This is a genomic window from Marinigracilibium pacificum (assembly GCF_012926615.1).
Classification (GTDB): domain Bacteria; phylum Bacteroidota; class Bacteroidia; order Cytophagales; family Cyclobacteriaceae; genus Mangrovivirga; species Mangrovivirga pacifica.
Genome location: NZ_JABBNU010000006.1, coordinates 98,102 through 117,147, shown reverse-complemented (window position 1 = coordinate 117,147; position 19,046 = coordinate 98,102). Strand labels below are relative to the sequence as shown.

The following is a 19,046-nucleotide window of genomic DNA, read 5'->3' as shown; positions in this document are numbered from 1 at the left end:
TATTAAACTAATTTTTTAACCATTAATATTTTATAAAAATGAAATATAGAATAATTCTATTATTCATATTCTTTTTATCTGAATATACCTATGCTCAGGAAGTCTATTCTGGTAAAGTATTGGATGAAAAGAATAATACTCCTATTTCTGGTGTACATGTAATTCGGGTTCGGGATAATCAAATCATACATACTACTGACCTTGGAACATGGAGCTTAAGAGGATCCAAAAATGACACAATTTTGTTTTCTCATATTGGTTATAAACCAACCAAAACACTTATTTCAGAAGCTAAAACTGTACTATTAATTAAAGAGTCTCAGCTTCTTGATCAAATAGAGATTGTTTCGGGAAGGGATGACCCAATGGAAACTCTGTCAAAAATAGATATTGATATGCGTCAACCGGCAAATAGCCAGGAGGTGCTACGGCTTGTACCTGGAATTTTCATTGCCCAACATGCCGGCGGTGGTAAAGCAGAGCAAATTTTCACTCGAGGGTTTGATATTGACCATGGTACTGATTTGTTATTAGCTGTTGATGGAATGCCAGTAAATATGGTAAGTCATGCTCACGGGCAAGGTTATGCTGATCTCCATTTTTTGATTCCTGAACTAATCAAAGAAGTAAAGTACAATTTCGGCCCACATTCAATCAGCAAAGGAAATTTCTCAACGGCAGGAGCCATTAATTTCGAAACTGCAGATTTTATAGATGACAATGAAGTCAATATACAGGGTGGAAGTTTCAATAACTTTAGAATATTCTCTGCGATTAAATTATTTGAATCTGAAAAAAGTAATCAACAGTTTTATGCTGCTACTGAATATTTAATGAATGATGGTCCTTTTGATTCACCACAAAACTACGACCGAATCAATATTCAAGGTAAGTACACCAGTAACTCTGACAAATCAATTACAAGTATTACCGGAATGTATCACTATTCAAACTGGTATGCATCTGGCCAAATTCCACCAAGAGCAGTAAACAACGGTTCAATTAGTCGTTATGGTAGTTTGGATCCTACGGAAGGAGGTGAAACTTCTCGAGCATCACTTGTATTAAATTCAACCTCGATAATTAATAAAGATATTATACTACAAAACGATTACTATTTGTCTCAGTATAATTTCGACCTCTTTTCAAACTTTACATTTTTTCTTGATGACCCAGTATATGGAGATCAAATTCGTCAAAAGGAAAATAGATTATTATTTGGAGGACAAAGTCAGCTAAGTATTCCACTTCAGACTAAAAATGAAAATGATTTCACCATTGATCTCGGGGCAGGATTCAGAAAAGATAATGCAAATGATGTTAGTCTGGCAAATACTTTTCGTAGAAACACATTTCTAGGGTATAAGTCTCTGGGAGACATCCATGAAACTAACTTATTTACTTTTACCGAATTAAGTTACGAATTAAAGAATTTAAGTATAGCAATAGGTGCCAGAATAGATCATTTCAAATTTGGGTTCTTGAACAAACTTGATTCTCTTACAGGTTTCAAATCTAAAGATGAAACCAGGTTTTCTCCGAAATTAAAAGCCTCATATTCTATCTCTCCTAAAATAAACCTGATAGGTATGTATAGTTTTGGGTTTCATTCAAATGACTCCAGGGTAATATTAGCTAATGAAGAACTACCCTTAGTTCCTCGAGCAAAAGGACTGGATTTCATTGTTCAATGGATGCCAACATCTAATTTAATAGTTCATGCAGCCTTCTGGAGTCTTAATCTTGAATCAGAATTGGTATATGTTGGTGATGCAGGGATAGTTGAACCTTCAGGTGAAACAAATCGCAATGGGATTGACCTGGCAATAAGGTATGACATAATTCCATCACTACGCCTTGATTTTGACCTAAATTTAACAAAAGCAAGAGCTTCAGGTTCTCCCGAGGGATCTGATTATATCCCATTAGCTCCATCAATTACTTCAATGGGTGGAATAACCTATCGAAAAGGTAAATTTTCTTCTAATTTAAGATACAGATATCTGGGTGATAGACCTGGTGATGAAATGTATGAATTGACTGCAGAAGGATACTTGCTCTTTGATAGTAATATAAAATATGAGCCAGGTGATTTCTATATAAAACTAATAATTGAAAATATTCTTAATGAAGAATGGGAAGAGGCCCAATTTGCTACCGAATCAAAACTTCAGAATGAATTTTCACCTATAACAGAGATGAACCTTACACCTGGATACCCTTTAAATTTCAGGATTCAGGTGGGTATAAAATTCTAAAATACATGGTCGTCATTTATATGGCGACCATTACTTATTTAAATGAGGAATTCTCAATATAAAAGTACTTCCTTCTTCCGGATGTGACTCAACTAACAACTCCCCTTTTAACTTTTTAGCTAAATCATAACAAAGCATTAAGCCAATTCCTACTCCCTGAGCCAGACTTCTTTTGCCTGCTGCTTTCCATCTAAAAAGATCATTAAGTTGATCAGATGAAATGCCAAATCCAAAATCCTGAACTTCAAAAATAATCTGATTTCCTTTGTTAAATGCATTTACTCTTACCACACTATTATCCTTGCTAAATTTCATTGCATTTGAAAAAAGATTCTTCAAAATAAACGACAGTGCATTTCGGTCAGTAAGAATACTTAACCCGGATGAAACATTAATTTTCAAATCAAGTTGCTTCTGGCGGGCCAGATTATCAAATGAACTAATTGATTCGATCAACAGATCTTTTACATTTATAAATTCCGGTATTAATTGCTGTTCGTCAATACTACTTTTAGCCCAATGTAAAAGGTTGGTTAACATCTCGTCGGTTTGATCAAACCTGACTAGCATTTCAGCAGTTAAAAACTGTAGTTCTCTTTCAGATACTCCACCCATACGCATTAGCTCGAGCATCCCCTTCAATGATTTTAATGGAGCTCTAAAGTCATGAGAAATGATAGTAAACAGTTCATCTTTGATCTTTACTAGCTCTTGAAGTTCTTTATTGGCTTTTACTTTTCCTCTGTAGTACAATGAAATAAGAATAACCAATCCAAAAAGTAAAATAATAACCCCAGCCAAGAGCAATGTGTTTATTCTATTATTTGCCTGTACCTTCTTGGCAAGGTTAAGTTCATTAATTTTTTCTTCAAGCTGCCTGGTAAGTTCCAAACTGGCCACTTTTAACTTCTCATCCTTTAAATTCAATGAGTCTCTCAGTGAATTATGAACTTCCAAAACAGACAGAGCATCCTCATACTTACCAGTGGCTTTTTGCAATTGATATTTATGCATATAAAAATCAAGCAATAGTGGGCCATTTGAATATTTACTTGATAGTTCAATTCCCTCATCAATACTTTGAAGTGCTTTAGCTGTATCCCTATTTCCAATATATAAATCTGAAGATTTTAATAGTGTATAAGCAATACCATAATTATCATTAATTACCCTTTTGATTTTAAGAGAGAGATCAAAGTAATACTCAGCCGAATCATAGTTTTCAAGTTTTAGATAAGACTCCGCAATATTATTATATAAATAAGCTACACCCTGACGGTTTTCCTGTTTACTCATATAATCCAGTGAGTTCCTGAAACTATTTAAGGCTTGTTCGGGTTTGTTAATGGCAAGATAGAGCATACCTTTATTGTTATCTATTCTGGATATGTACTCTAATAAGCCCACATCTGATGCTATCTTTTCAGCCCTTTTATAATAATCACCAGCGAGATCGTACCTTTCCATTCTAAAATAAAGAAGCCCCATTGCATTGGTAATAATAATCTGGCCTTTAACATCTTGAATTTCTTCAAAAGACCTCAATCCTTTGAGATATAACTCAGTAGCCTGAGAATAATTACCTAAAATATAGTTGATATAACCAAGAGTTTGTAATGCTGAAGCCCTTCCTTTTACGTAATCCAGAAGTATTGATTCATTCATTACAGCTTTAGATATCTCAAGAGATTTTGATATATCAGAAGCTTTTATTTCCCAGGCAAAGGCATTAAGGGAGTCTATTGCCTCAATTTTCTCATCATAGTTAAGTTCCTCAAAATATAATTGATCAACTTGTGCCATTAACGAGAACTGCTGGCAATAAATAAAAACATACAGTACTATACTATAAAAAAGCCTATTCACAATTATTGAACCGGTGTCTTACCTCCATCTATTGCTAAACTTACACCGTTTATATACGATGCTTTATTGGATGCCAAAAATACAACAGTATCGGCAATTTCTTCAGGTTCTGCGAATCTTCCTACAGGAATTGATTTCATCATTCTATCTTCCATTTCCATAAAAGTGACTGATTCTGATTCAGCCTTATTTTTTATTATGCTCTTTAATCTATCTGTTTTTGTTAATCCGGGTAAAATATTGTTTACTGTTATACCAAAACCAGCTAACTCAACTGAAATAGTTTTTGACCAGTTAGCTACAGCTCCTCTAATGGTATTCGAAACACCAAGTCCGGGAATTGGAGCTTTAACAGATGTTGAAATAATATTAATAATGCGGCCAAATTGCTGGTTCTGCATATGCGGCAAAGTAGCCTGTAATAATATTTGATTAACTATTAAATGGGCAGAAAATGCTTTTTGATAAAGTTCCGGTTCTGACTCAAAAGCTAATCCCGGCGAGGGTCCTCCTGTATTATTGATTAAAATATCAATATTCTTACCACTTTCCAGATATTTATTAATTCTCTTCTCAACTAAATGAGGTTCATTAAAGTCAGCAACAATAAAATCATGTTCTTGCCCTGAAGTGGTATCTAAAACAGAAATAACCTCCTTTAATTTATCTTTATCCCGAGACATCAGGAGTACTGAGGCACCAGAACCTGCTAAAGCTATTGCAATAGCCTTTCCTATGCCCCTTGAGCTTCCACAAACTAATGCTCTTCTACCTTTTAAAGAAATCTCCATTATTCATTATTTCCTACAAATTAATTTTTACATCATAAACTTGGTAATTATTAGTCAAGAACTTTATGTAAAAGATTTAAACACCAGAATAAATATTGCGTTTGATAAATGATATATTTGACTTAATATGGAAATAATCGGAAGAAATGAGTTTGTTGATTTACCCGAATTAGGGTTATTTGGACTGAAGGCTAAAATTGATACCGGTGCATATAGAAGTGCCATACACTATCACGACCTTCGTATTGAGACAATTAATAATGTGAAAACATTAATTATTACTTTAGATTTAATAGGTGACCAACCTGTCGAAAAGAAATTTACTGATTTTAAGATCACTAAAGTAAAGAGTTCATTTGGAGATAAATCAAAGAGATATTTTATCCGCACCAAAATGCGAATCGGAGATATTGAGAAAATGGTTGATTTAAGTTTTAGTGATCGGTCTGATATGCGATACCCTTTACTAATTGGCCGAAAAGTATTGGCAAAAACATTTTTAGTTGATGTTTCTGCCAAATATTTACATTCACAAAATAGTTCAGATTAAGAGTTTGTTTCTATAAACTTCACTATTTGTCCGGCAACATCTATACCTGTTGCCTTTTCTATTCCTTCAAGTCCCGGAGAACTGTTCACTTCAATAATTAGAGGTCCACGAGAAGATTGCAACATATCAACACCGGCAACTCCAAGTTTTAATGCCTTAGCTGCTCTTACAGCTGCTATTTCTTCCTCACGAGTCAATTCGATAACTTCAGCAGTACCTCCTCGATGCAAATTAGATCTGAACTCGCCTTTCTTACCCTGACGCTTCATAGCCCCAACTACTCTACCGTCAACAACAAAAGCCCTGATATCCGCTCCTTTTGCTTCAGAAATAAATTCCTGAACAATTACCCTGGCCTTTAATCCATTGAATGCTTCTAGTACAGACGATGCTGCCTTCTTTGTTTCTGCAAGTACAACGCCCAATCCCTGAGTCCCTTCTAGTAACTTAATTATCAATGGAGCCCCACCTATTTGATCAATGATAGTATCAACATCCCTTGAATAATTAGTGAAAATTGTTTTAGGCAAGCCTAATCCTGCCCTACTTAACACTTGAAATGAACGTAACTTATCTCGTGACCTTACCAATGATTGAGAATCCACTGTTGTAAAAACATTCATCATTTCAAATTGTCTTACAACTGCCGTTCCATAAAATGTTACTGAAGCACCAATTCTTGGAATGATTGCATCAACATCCTTTAACTCCTCACCATTGTAATATATTTGCGGGTTCTTTTTCTCAATAAGAATATTACACTTTGTATGATCGACTACTCTGGCATTATGACCACGAGCTTCCGCAGCTTCTACAAGTCTTTTTGTCGAATATAATGATGTGTTACGAGATAATATTACAATGTTCATTAATCAAATAAATTTATAGCGACAAAAATAATCGCTCATTTAGATTATACTAATTTTTGATTATTAATTAATTTAATTAAGTACCTACGGATAACAAAATATTGCTAGAAATTGCAATTAATTTTCTTTGAATTCTGGCAAATGACTCTTCATCAGTTACATCTGCCAATTCAGATATCGAAACCCATTTTAACCCCTTAGATTCCTTATTACTTCTTACTTCTTCTTTATTATCGGTTATCCATAAAAATCTGAGATCATAATGATAGTGTTCTTTCACTTCTCCTGATTCAGGGATTTTATGGATATCTACATCAAAAGGAATGATATCATATAACTTTGCACTCAATGCATTAGTCTCTTCATGGAGTTCTTTCATTGAAACCTCCGGAAGATTTTTTTCTCCATCCGCATGGCCACCAGGTTGTAGCCATCGACCTAATTTTTTATGATTTAATAATAATATCTCTTCACAATATTGATCGATCAATATTGCAGATGCTGTAAAATGTGCATCATTAGATTTTCTGGTATATGCCTCAGGCTCCTCATTATGAAGATGAATCATTTTCTCAATAAATTCTTCTTCAATTTCCTCCTTATACTTCATTCCTTTTAAGGCAGGTATCAGATCAAAATTCATTATACAATAGGTGTTTTTTAGTTTATGATAATGTTTGCTCTATTCATTTTACCATTTTCAAGCGGACCGACGATATTTCCAGTCATGTAATTATTAAGATCTCCCTTCTCAACATTAACATAATATTTCTCCATATCAAGGTCTTTTATTACAACTCTACCCTTTTGATCCGTTTTATAAACCTCTTTTACATGATTTTCCGAACTATTATAATCATCTTCAGTCTTGTAAAGTTTGACTTCAGCACCTTCTACAGGATTTCCTAATTCATCTAATACGGTTAATCTTAAAGAAGTTGTAAATATCTGATTTTCAACTACTGAATCAGAGACAAAAGAAAAATTAATGACAGAAGATGTCAATAATGCAAGTAAAAATACTAAGTTTCTCATAGTCAGTTTAAATTATTAATAATGAAATAGTTAGTTAAGTAAATATTAATTAAATTATGTATAGGTTAAGTTAATTCAAAAACTAAACACCCAATAAAATTTTAACAACCCACATGGAAACAATTAAAAAACATTCTGACAACATTTTATCTGCTCCGGATGCTATCATTACCGAAAACTTCCTTTTTTGCTCTGCTCAATTACCTATAATCCATAGCAGTAAAAGTTTATCCGGTACTGATATAGATAGTCAGGCTCTTCAGGTTATGTTAAACTTAAGGGAAGTTCTTGAATTAAAACAGTTAAACTTCGTAGATCTTGTTAAAACCACAATATTTGTCACTGATATCTCCGAAATATCCAAGATTAAAAGAATCTATGAATCATTTTTCAAAATTCAACAACCCGTTTGCTCTGTAATTGAAGTGAGTAAACTTCCAATGGATGCTAAAATTGCTATTGAAGCAATTGCTAAGCTTTAAGACTCTCTAGTAAATACAAATTCATTTTTACTTGACAATTCATTGTCGAATGTATACCCCATTCCAGTAAACAGCTTAAGCTCCTCTGGATTTTGTATTTTATTTTTGATTATATAATCAGCCATAGTACCACGAGCTTTCTTGGCAAAAATCGCAATTACCTTAGCTTTCCCTCCTTTTATTTCTTTAAATACTGGAGTAATAATTTCAGCATCAAGCTTCTTTTTATCTATAACTTTAAAATATTCATTTGAAGCCAGATTAATAAGCACCTTACTTTTATGTTCCTTAAATTCTTTATTCAATTTATCTGTTGGTCTGTCTCCCCAAAACTTATATAAATCTTTACCTCTTTCATTTTCTAATTTCGTCTTCATTTCAAGACGGTAAGGCTGAATGAGATCCAGGGGTTTTAACATACCATATAATCCTGAAAGAATTCTTAGATGATTCTGTGCAAATTCAAAATCACTTTCAGAATAACTTCCAAAATCAAACCCGGTATAGACATCACCTTTAAATGCCATAAGAGCTTGCTTGGCATTATCCTCACTAAATGGAACTGAAAATTCTTCAAATCTCTGAGCGTTTAACTCAGCCAAATTTGTAGAAATTGCCATCAAAGATTCCAATTGAGTAACAGATAACTTTCGTAGCTCTCTAACCAACTTCTTAGATTCGGACAAAAACTCAGGAATTGAGCTCTTAATTTTAAAATCACTATCTGAAAAATCTTGAGTTTTAGAAGGTGATATTATAAGGATCATAACATTTAAAAATTTATTCCAACCACAAAACTAACGAAATATTTGCCTTTGCTGTTTTCAAAGAATAAAAAAAATCCCTCCAAATTGGAGGGATCTTTAATTTTTATCTTAATACCGTGACCCCACCCCGCTGTTTATAATATTCTCCATCTTCAAACTCACTTTTAAAAGTAGCAACATATACATACGAACCAACAGGAACATCATTACCGTTATGGGTCGCATCCCATTCAAAATCAATATCATTTGTATAGTAAATCAGCTCTCCCCATCTGTTATAAATCACCAACTCAAAATCATTAGCAGATATAAACCTCGGGAAAATCTTAAATCGCTGATTATCATCAATTCCACTGTTTGGTCTAATTGCATTAGGGGCTCCGAAAGTAGGTGTACATTTATCTTCTACAAAAATCGAATCGTTAACCACACACCCAAATGCATTTTCCATACTCACTTCATACAATCCACCTGTCTGACCTATTTCAGTGGTATATTCTGGTGAATTGGCTCCAACAGGAACACCATTATATGTCCATTGATAAATTATAAACTCATTATCAAGATCGGAAATCAAAGTTGTTGTTGAAAGCTCTGGATTCTCAGCTCCAATCTGTGAACAGATCTCTGCAAAATCCTGAAGATCACTGAATCCGACAGGCTTTCTGTCTATCAATAAATTCTCCCTTACTGAACAATTATTCTCATCAGTAACCTCGACAGAAATCACTCCTCCCTCTTCAAATGTTGTAAAAGTTGGTGAATTCGTATCTGGTATCGGGTTTCCATTAGTGCCAAACCATCTATATGTAACATTTGTTTTATTTGCAGAAGCTTCAAAGGTTACTTCACTTCCGTCATTACATTGAACATTGGTTGGAACAGCAAATACATCAAGCGGTTCGAAAACAGTTACATCTGTAGATATTTGATTTTCACATCCTGTAGAAGTACTGATTGCAGTTAAACTATAAGTTCCTGATTCAGAAGGATCCGATACAAGGTAACTAGGACCTGTTGTGGTGGTACCATCTGGCCTTGTCCATCTGAAAGAATATGTATCTGTTGAAGGACTTGCGGAGGCTAAGAATGTGATTTGTCCTTCACAAGCATTTCCATCTTGATTTATTATTGCAGCTGGATTATTGTTTACTTCAATGTTCTCGGTCACAGAAGTCATACATCCGTTTGCATCTGTAACTTCAACCGTATAATCACCTGTCTGTGTAATCTCAATAGTTTGTAAACCATCATCTCCTGCAAATGGAGAACCATTTAAAAGCCATCTAAATGTTTTCCCTGTATTATCACCTTGGATAAATACTGCTTCAACAGTATATGTTTCTCCAGGATTTCGGCATATCACTGAAGACTCCGGTTGAATATCCACTTCAAAATTAGATGGATTTTCAATTAGTTGGTCAGTGAATGAATAATCACAAACTCCCTGGTTTACTGTTATATTATAATTACCATAAATCAACCCATCGAGCACAACTTCGCCATTTACATCTGCAGGTAATGTTCTGGTTGGTTCAGTTTGATTTATGTCAGTGTTCTCGATTATAAAGTTATAAGAACTACCTCCAGTAAGGTTACCAATTATTATAGAGTTCGTTCCATCAACACATTCAACATTAATTGCGGCGGTCGGCGTAAATGCACTACTATTAATTGTCACATTATCTTGGGCCGCACATCCCGTTTGCTCATCAAGAATACTTACTAAATAAATATCAGCTGGAATAGTGCCGGTTACAGGAATATTTATCGGACCCGTTAACCCAGTCTGATTATCAACTACTGTATTATCTCCTGTATTTGTTACGTCATAAGCATAAAATCCTGTTGAAGTTATATCAATATCAATTTGCCCGTTAGTCGCACCACAAACAATCGAATTCCCTGTCAGAGTGAATACCGGTATAGCATTTACTTGAAGCATAACAGTATCTCTTACCAAACATGGTGTTGCAGGATCACTAGCAGGATCACGCACTTCAACAACATATTCAAAAAGCCCGGGAATGGAAGTATCAACATCTTGACTACTGGTTGTATTCCCCAGGTCAGCCCCATCAAGGTACCAGTTATGAAGATTTGCACCTGCAATTTGAGTATCGAAGGTTAAAGCTTCACCTTCACATAATATAGCATCCGGGCCTAGATCTAATGGAAGTGGTTCAATTACTAACACCTCTCCAGTAGTTTCACAACCTCCTGCGTTAATCAAACTATATTCATACAAGCCAATATCAGGTACATTCAAAACAGTAGTACTATCGATCACAACTCCTCTGGTAGACCAAGTCGCAAAAACAATATCTGTATCTCCATTAGTTGCATCCAGAACAAGTGGTGGTTCATCACACAATACTTGACTAGGCTGTAATAATGGATCGGTAGGTAATTGGTAAACCGTTACCGTATCAGTCAATATATCATCTGGTATAATACTACCATTACATCGGGTGAGTCTAAGTGTCACTATATATTCTCCCGGTGCAGCATATTGATGTTGTGGATTTTGCTGGGTTGAGGTGTTTCCATCACCAAAATTCCAGGTATAGGTATCAATATCATATCTGTAATTACCAGTAAATAAAGTAGGGCTGCCAAAACAAGCCGGACCCGTTGCAATTGAGGGAGATTGTCCGAGACTAACCCCTCCCTGTCTGTTTCGTGGCAATAATTTCCCTACTGTCCCTCCTGTATCTATACCCTGATCATAATTTATTGTCGAAACTGTTCCAGTATCAGCAGCAATTATTGGAAACAATTCAGATTGCCCTTCAATAGCAAGATATATTGTTCCATTTGGAGCAGTTTGTAACGCTCCTACACTTCCTCCTGGTGCTGCTCCAGTTGTATTTAATGCTGTTAAAGTGGCCTGTATTTCACTAGCATCAAATGAAGTTAAATCGATCTCATAAATTGTTCCATTACCGGTTGATATAGCTAACTTTCTACCTCCCGAATGAAATTCTAATCCAAATGGAGTTGATGGAAGATCAATTCTCACCGGATCGGATAAAACACCTGTTGAATCATTAAATTGAAAAATCTCGATAGCATTTTCACCTGGCACTGTAGTTGCTAACCAATTTACTTGGGTACTATCAACTAGTGCTCCGGTAAATAATTCCATTTCACCAGTTCCGCCTGTACCATGTACAGATCCAACCTGGGATTTTACAGGTGACCCGATTCCTTCAGCTGTGATTTCCCAAACCAGGAAGCTATTAGTTTCTAATTCATGAGCTATCAACCAGCGATCATCAGAAGATACCGCCAAAGCTTCGGTTACATCATTGAATAAATAAGATGATTGTTCTGTTGCTACTGCTTCTCCAATTAATGTCCCTTGAATTTCAGTCAAATCAACTAAAGTCATTCCCAACCTATAAACACCGTCTGTACCCGACCCATATGGCTCTGTTGTAAAGATGTATTTCATTGATTCATCACCAGCTGCATCTACAATAATCGTAGATTGCGAAGCCATTCCATCTTCAATTGACTGCCCTCCAGGCATATCAGTATGAGTAATTGAATTGTCCATACCAAAGGCACTATAAACATTTACTCCATCAGTATAAAACCATACTCTCCCAAGATTATCCACATAGGTATCGCCACCCAAAAGGTTATTCGTAAGTCCTCCAGGTGAAGCCTGAGGACCATTCTCAAAATCAAAATATATTCCTGCTCCCTGGCCAAAATACCAATATGAATCCTGTTCATTTAAAGAATCACCAACGACAGTTACTTGACCCCTTGCTGATGTAGCACATCCTGTAATTTCATCTTGAACTGTTACCCAATAAACACCAGAGCTATCAACATCAATAGTTGGAGAAATTTCATCTGTCGACCAGTAATAAGAAAAATTTCCAGAACCTCCACTAGCCATAGGATCAAGGGTAATTGTACCCGGACAAATAGTTGTATCTTGAAGTTGCGCAGTTAAACCTTGTGAATCCTGAATTACTACTGGCAATGTTGTTTGTCTGGGTTCCCCTGCATAATAGGCAGTCATTGTAACATTAGCTGTCCCAGGACTATCAAATATTACCCTAGGCACCATATCACGACTAATTACTTGTCCATTTGAAGTCCAAATTATACTATCTGGTGAACGTTCGAATTCAGGATATAAAAAAGTCTCAAGCTCGGAACAAGCTCTTGTATATCCAAAATTCAAATTAGGATCAGCCAAATTAAACCCTCCAAATTGAGGAAAACCGCTTCCATCAAATCCATTTCCTGAAAGACTTGTAAGCCGTTCGACATCAAAGAAGAAATTGGTGCTATCCGGATTATTAAACCGATAGGCATCTACAGCACCCGATCCGGTTCTGCCTAGAAAATAAATATTATTATCAGGTCCCAAACCAATTCCTAATGTTTGATTTACAGTTTGGCTTAACCCACCTAACAATCCTGTCATCAAAACTGAAGGATTTTGTAAATCATACCTGTAAATATTATCAGGACCTGTATTATGATCAAATGAAATATAAAGAAACCTTCCTGAAGGAGACCATGCCATACTTGTTGCTTCTCCTCCTTTACTATTCAGGTTAAGAATATACTGATCAAATATTATTGAATTACTACTTAAATCAATATCTGCAATAAATGGATTAGGTAAAGAACTCCCCGTATTTACTGCTAGTTTGCCATTAGCCAGATCAATCGAAAAGTTTTTTACTGTAAAATTCCCTAATGATGCAAAAGGAATATCTTGTGAAGCAGTGATATCCCCTGTGGAAGATATTACTGAAACTGAAATTGTATTAGTATTTGCTTCCTGAGATAAAAGATAATACCCCCCATTTCCATCAGAAACCAAAAGCAAAGCACCAGACCTGTTTGATAAAGATGGACCTGGAATATTTCCTGTAGAAATTATCTCACCTAGAGGTTCAGCAGTTGTACCATTCCCGGGCTGTGACATATCAACTACTGAATACTTCACCTGACCTCCTTCGATGTAGTAAACTTTATAAGTCTCAGGAGCACTCAAATCGGGTACAATTACAACTGGCTGAGTATTTGAATTATCTCCATTAGGCATTCCCACTCCAGCCATTGTATTTCCATCTGCATCTACTATTATATTTCCATCGGTATAAAACAAAACCTTTCCAGTTTGAGGATCAGTCAATACAGCCGACCCTCCGGTTCCTAATGGTCTTTGACCGGTATTTAATTGAAATTCACCCCCAGTAAAGGAAATAAACTCACTACTATTCCCGAAATACCAAATATTATTAGATAGATCCTGACCAATTGCCGGCATAACTATGAAGGTAAATACCGCCATTAAGCAAAAGGTATTTAAGAATCTAAAAAATGTCGATCTATACATATCTATTTTTTTATTGTCCGAATAGAGGATTTATACGAAAATATAACAAAAAAACGTATTCTAAGTATTGATAATTATAGTTTTGTCAACTAGTTTACTTGAAATTGTTTTTTAAGTAGAAGATTACAATAATTTATCAAAATTGGTACAAAAATTGTGCCGTTTACTCAATAAATATTTTGCCAATCGTTATTAATTTTACAATTTTAAATTAATAGTATTTGGTATTGCATATAAATCGAAGTCAAATTAAAGGTGACCGCATGAACAAATTTTTTCTTCTTATAGCCGGATTACTGATGTCTGGAGTCATTTTAGCTCAGGACGCACAGTTTTCGCAGTTCTATTCCCATAACCTATATTTGAACCCTGCATTTACGGGTTCTCATCATATGGGGCGTGTTGGTGCCATTTACAGGTCGCAGTGGCCTTCGATCAATGCAACTTTTGAAAGCTACTCTGCATATTTTGATGGGTATTTAGAAAGATATTATAGTTCAGTCGGACTAATGATTCAAAGAGATCGCGAAGGCTTATCAGGCTTAACATCTACCTCTATCAATGCACTTTATAGCTACGAACTTTATCTCACTGATAACCTTGTGTTTCGTCCGGGAGTAGATATCGGGTATGTTTTCAGAGGAGTGAATTTCACTAAACTTACTTTTGGAGATCAGTTTGATCAAAATGGTTTTATTAGCCAGGAAACAGCCGAAGCTCTTAATACTGGTGAAAATGTTAATTATTTCGACCTTGGTTTAGGTGGTTTATTGTACTCATCTAACTTCTTTGTTGGTGTTGCAGCTCACCACCTTACGACACCAGACCAAAGTATTCTTGGAGATCAATCCAGTAAATTACCAATTAAACTATCAGTACATGGTGGATACGTCCTACCATTTGCTAATAACAGAACTGGTAGAGAAAGAAATATAACTCCGACTTTTCAATACAAAAGACAAGGAACTTTCCAACAACTTGACATAGGAACGTATGCAACACTGGAACCGTTAGTTTTAGGACTCTGGTATAGAGGTTTACCTATCAATGGTGATGGTGGTGTGAATTTAACTGAATCTATAGTAGGACTGGTTGGACTTATGCCGAATGAAAACTTAAGAATAGGCTATTCGTTTGATTTCACAATGTCTAAAGTCGGACTTGATGCTGGTGGGGCACATGAAATCACAATTAACTACCTGTTTAAAATGAGAAGCCACCCTTACAGACCACCACGTAGTGTTATGTCTGTCCCTTGTCCTAATTTTTAAATCTTATATAATGAATTTTGATCCACAATTTCTGCTGATTTTTATATTAGCATTAATCATAACGGGCTTCATCTTTGATAAAGCCCTTTCTTTTGTCAATTTAAAACATGGTGAAAAACCCATTCCTGAAGATCTTAAAGATGTCTTTAGTCAAGAACAGCACCAAAAAAGTAAAGATTACCGTTCAACCAATTACAAATTTGGCTGGATAAGTGGTGCTTTTTCTTTGATAATCACAGTTTTATTTATCGGTTACGGTGGATTTGGTAAGCTCAACCTTTATCTTTCAAATCATTTCGACTTCTCTCCGATAGTCCAGGGTTTGATATTTTTCGGAATTCTTTTTATCGCTTCCGATTTAATTTCTACTCCATTTTCTTGGTATCACACTTTTGTGATTGAAGAGAAATTCGGATTTAACAAAACTACTCCAAAGGTATTTTGGACAGATAAGCTTAAAGGATATTTACTTGGCGCTATTCTGGGAGGGATAATTTTAGGAGCTTTACTTTTTCTACTCTATAAGCTAGGCCCTGATTTCTGGTGGATATTCTGGATAGTTATTACAGTATTCATAATCTTCATGAATATGTTTTACACAACTCTGATCATGCCTTTGTTTAATAAATTCACTCCTTTGGAGGAAGGCGATCTTAGAACTGCTATCGAAAACTACAGTAAAAAAGTAAACTTCCCCTTGACTAATATATTTGTTATTGATGGAAGTAAAAGATCGACTAAGGCAAATGCATTCTTTTCAGGGTTCGGTAAAAACAAAAAAGTTGTATTGTATGACACTCTGGTTGAAAATCATTCAGTTGAAGAACTAACTGCTGTTTTTGCTCATGAAGTAGGTCATTTTAAGAAAAAACACATTATAGGTAGTTTGATATTAAGCATTCTTCAAACCGGATTAATGCTTTTCATCATGAAAGAGCTAATTTTCTTACCTGAACTTTCAAAAGCATTAGGTGCAGAATCTTTAACCCTTCACATAAACCTGATTACATTCAGTTTATTATATAGTCCTATTTCAACCATATTAAGTATTGGAATGAATATTTTTAGCAGAAGGAATGAATATGAGGCTGATAATTACGCAAGAACAACCTATTCTGCTGAACCACTAATTACAGCTCTTAAGAAACTTTCATCTGACAATTTATCAAATCTAACGCCACATCCTTTTTATGTTTGGTTGAACTATTCGCATCCTCCGCTAATAAAAAGGATCAAAGCCCTACGCAGCGAATGACACTTGTAAGTTTATACTTAATATTCATTTATTTTTATATTCTGATATCATTAATATTGCGTCACATTAATTAATTCATATATCTACTAATATGAAATACAATTTTTTAGTCTTTGCATTCTTAATACTTTTTAGTTTTATCGGCAACGCTCAGGATATTGAAAAAATCCTTTATAGAGCTGACCAATATTTCAAAATTGAAAATTATCAGGAAGCATTAAAGAATTATGAAAAAGCGGTTGAATTAGGGGCTGATGATCCTGTTTCACTTTATCGATATGGTGTAACATTATCAAACCTTATTGACGTACAAGGTCAAAAAAATGCTCTTGATCACCTAAAAAAAGCTATTGATTCAAAAAGTGATAAGCTACCTGTTGAAAAATACTGGTATCTTGGTCTGGCTGAATTAAGAAACGAAAATCCTGTCGAGGCTATTAACGCTTTCGATAATTTCTTGTCAGAATCTAAACCGAATGATCCTTTAAGAGAAAAAGTTGAATTGTACAAAAAAATGGGATTCAACGCTCAAACTTTTTTAAATGATCCGAAGGATGTTCGTTTGCAAAGCCTTAGTTCGGTAGTGAATTCAGAATTAATAGAGTATAATCCGGTTATTTCTGCTGATGAGAAAGTAATGGCTTATACAGTATTTGATCCATTTACTAAAGGAGCTAAAGAGAAGATCTTTATTGTAACCAAGAAAGATGATGGAACATGGGGGAATCCGGAAGAAATAAACATAAATACTACAGGAAACATTGGTACAGCAGGTATTTCTGCTGATGGACGTCAACTTCTTGTTTTTGTGGGTAATGCTTCTGACCCAGGTGATTTATATACAATTCACAAAATCAAAGGAAAATGGCAGGCTCCTGTTTCATTGGGAAGCAATATCAACAGCAGATATATGGAAACTGCTGCATCATTAACTTCTGATGGAAAAACAATTTATTTTTCAAGTAACAGACCTGGAAGCGTTGGTGGTTTTGATATTTATAAGTCAGAACTGAATGATAAAGGTGTTTGGGGACCGGCAGTTAACCTTGGAAAAACAATCAACACCAAACAAAATGAAGAGGCTCCATTCATTCATCCTGACCAGAGAACATTATTTTTCACAAGTGAAGGACACAAATCTATGGGTGGAAGAGATATCTTCCGTACAGTCCTGGTTAATGATAAATGGCAATCACCTATAAACCTTGGATATCCTATTAACACAACTACTGATGATAATTACTTCACATTATCTGCAGATGGTAAAACAGGTTACTTCTCTTCTGACCGTGTAGGAGGTAAAGGAGGACAGGATATTTATTATTTCAATATGCCTGAAGGAAGTAACAATATTGCCTTAACAATGATCAAAGGATTAATACTTGATGGGGACACAAAAAAACCAATTAACTCAAGTATTAAAGTAGTAGAGAAGAGTTCAGGTAACAAAGTAGAATATGTTTACTCTCCAAATGAAAAAGGAGAATATCTTATCATATTTCCTCCGGGAAAAAGCTATGATTTGATAGTTGAATCTGAAAGTTACCTGCCATACACTATAGCAATTGATGTACCGGATCAGGAATATTTCTACGAATTATATCAGCGTATACTCCTTACCCCAATAAAACAATTTGACGTTGTAGTCGGGCAGGAAGTAAAGGTTAGTAATGTGTTTTATGACACTGAAAAAAACACAAAAATTAGTCCTAGAATGGCTAATGAAGCTAACCTTATCAAGAATGATAGTCTTGATCTATTAGATATCATGGATGGAATTATTGCAACTTCTGACACAGAAGCATTAGACTATTTAATGACAATAATGTTTGCAAAAAACCCTGTTAACGAAGTAAACTTTGATGACCCGGACAATCATAAAATTCAGCATGCAACTCAGAGGTATTACTATGACGAGAATGGCGAAGAAACATTGATCAAAACTGAAGTAGATGGCGAGACAATTTTCAGCTTACCAACATTCAGTGTATCTAAAGAATCAGCAAAAGTTGGAACTGAAATCATCAAAGGGTCTGAATACGACGCAAAAGTTTTACAAACAAAAGTATCTATATACTTCAATGTCGGCGATGCCAGCATGAATTCTGAAGCAAATGACAAGCTTGCTAAGATTTATGAATCCATTAAAGATAATCCGGTTCTTGGATTAGAAATTTCCGGATATGCATCAAAAGACGGCGATGAAGATACTAATAGAAAATTAAGTAACGAAAGAGCTAAGGAGGTTCTTGATTACTTTAATACACGAGGAATTGTTAGGAGAAGGATCATAGCTAAAGGTTATGGTGCGGTAGACAACTCGAACTTGTCAAAAGAAGAAAGCCGACGAGTAGACGTTCGAATTGTTGATCTTAACAAAGAACACTCACTTTAAACAAGCAAGGCTTACCTAAAAATCTGCAAGGCATCTCAATTTGGGGTGCCTTTTGTTTTGCCCTGACATCACAATTATTAACAAGAATTAACTGACTTATCCTTAATAATTTCTTATTTTCGCCCGAGTTAGT

13 protein-coding genes are annotated in these 19,046 nt (G+C 35.1%); 6 read left to right on the top strand and 7 right to left on the bottom strand.

The annotated features are described in order from the left end of the window. Nucleotides 1-38 precede the first annotated feature (38 nt). Nucleotides 39-2,258 (top strand): TonB-dependent receptor, encoded by a 2,220-nt coding sequence (locus HH304_RS10645; RefSeq protein ID WP_169681233.1) that lies wholly within the window; start codon nucleotides 39-41, stop codon nucleotides 2,256-2,258. A 30-nt stretch (nucleotides 2,259-2,288) separates the two neighbouring features. Here HH304_RS10645 and HH304_RS10640 read toward each other — a convergent pair whose 3' ends face one another. Both HH304_RS10640 and HH304_RS10635 read right to left on the bottom strand, forming a co-directional pair. After that, on the bottom strand, nucleotides 2,289-4,061 hold the full coding sequence (locus HH304_RS10640) for a tetratricopeptide repeat-containing sensor histidine kinase (RefSeq protein ID WP_169681231.1): 1,773 nt from the start codon (nucleotides 4,059-4,061) through the stop codon (nucleotides 2,289-2,291). Between the two features lie 65 nt (nucleotides 4,062-4,126). After that, nucleotides 4,127-4,915 carry an SDR family oxidoreductase gene (locus HH304_RS10635; RefSeq protein ID WP_169681229.1) on the bottom strand — a complete coding sequence of 263 codons (789 nt, stop codon included), beginning with the start codon at nucleotides 4,913-4,915 and terminating at the stop codon, nucleotides 4,127-4,129. Between the two features lie 127 nt (nucleotides 4,916-5,042). Here HH304_RS10635 and HH304_RS10630 point away from each other — a divergent pair, with 127 nt between their 5' ends. Next, the gene (locus tag HH304_RS10630) at nucleotides 5,043-5,465 is read left to right on the top strand and encodes an ATP-dependent zinc protease family protein (protein ID WP_169681227.1); all 423 of its coding nucleotides are present in this window, start codon (nucleotides 5,043-5,045) and stop codon (nucleotides 5,463-5,465) included. On the opposite strand, the gene rimK is transcribed toward HH304_RS10630, so the two are convergent. From rimK to HH304_RS10615, 3 genes are all read right to left on the bottom strand, one after another. Next, nucleotides 5,462-6,334: a 30S ribosomal protein S6--L-glutamate ligase gene (gene rimK / locus HH304_RS10625; RefSeq protein WP_169681226.1), complete on the bottom strand. Its 873-nt coding sequence runs from the start codon at nucleotides 6,332-6,334 to the stop codon at nucleotides 5,462-5,464. The genes HH304_RS10630 and rimK overlap by 4 nt on opposite strands. Before the next feature lie 76 nt (nucleotides 6,335-6,410). Next, nucleotides 6,411-6,977 (bottom strand): NUDIX hydrolase, encoded by a 567-nt coding sequence (locus HH304_RS10620; RefSeq protein ID WP_169681224.1) that lies wholly within the window; start codon nucleotides 6,975-6,977, stop codon nucleotides 6,411-6,413. Between the two features lie 17 nt (nucleotides 6,978-6,994). After that, a complete protein-coding gene (locus tag HH304_RS10615; RefSeq protein WP_169681222.1) occupies nucleotides 6,995-7,369 on the bottom strand; it encodes a prealbumin-like fold domain-containing protein in 375 nt (124 codons plus the stop codon). A gap of 113 nt (nucleotides 7,370-7,482) precedes the next feature. Between HH304_RS10615 and HH304_RS10610 the strand changes: the two genes are divergently transcribed. Then, nucleotides 7,483-7,851: a RidA family protein gene (locus HH304_RS10610; protein WP_169681221.1), complete on the top strand. Its 369-nt coding sequence runs from the start codon at nucleotides 7,483-7,485 to the stop codon at nucleotides 7,849-7,851. On the opposite strand, the gene yaaA is transcribed toward HH304_RS10610, so the two are convergent. Both yaaA and HH304_RS10600 read right to left on the bottom strand, forming a co-directional pair. Next, nucleotides 7,848-8,618 carry a peroxide stress protein YaaA gene (yaaA, locus tag HH304_RS10605; protein WP_169681218.1) on the bottom strand — a complete coding sequence of 257 codons (771 nt, stop codon included), beginning with the start codon at nucleotides 8,616-8,618 and terminating at the stop codon, nucleotides 7,848-7,850. The two genes, HH304_RS10610 and yaaA, sit on opposite strands and share 4 nt — an antisense overlap. A gap of 103 nt (nucleotides 8,619-8,721) precedes the next feature. Continuing rightward, nucleotides 8,722-13,947 (bottom strand): PKD domain-containing protein, encoded by a 5,226-nt coding sequence (locus HH304_RS10600; protein ID WP_169681216.1) that lies wholly within the window; start codon nucleotides 13,945-13,947, stop codon nucleotides 8,722-8,724. Nucleotides 13,948-14,255: 308 nt separating this feature from the next. Between HH304_RS10600 and HH304_RS10595 the strand changes: the two genes are divergently transcribed. From HH304_RS10595 to HH304_RS10585, 3 genes are all read left to right on the top strand, one after another. After that, a complete protein-coding gene (locus HH304_RS10595) occupies nucleotides 14,256-15,263 on the top strand; it encodes a PorP/SprF family type IX secretion system membrane protein (protein ID WP_169681214.1) in 1,008 nt (335 codons plus the stop codon). Nucleotides 15,264-15,273: 10 nt separating this feature from the next. After that, nucleotides 15,274-16,518 carry a M48 family metallopeptidase gene (locus HH304_RS10590; RefSeq protein ID WP_169681212.1) on the top strand — a complete coding sequence of 415 codons (1,245 nt, stop codon included), beginning with the start codon at nucleotides 15,274-15,276 and terminating at the stop codon, nucleotides 16,516-16,518. Between the two features lie 91 nt (nucleotides 16,519-16,609). Beyond that, a complete protein-coding gene (locus HH304_RS10585; RefSeq protein WP_169681210.1) occupies nucleotides 16,610-18,913 on the top strand; it encodes an OmpA family protein in 2,304 nt (767 codons plus the stop codon). Nucleotides 18,914-19,046 lie beyond the last annotated feature (133 nt).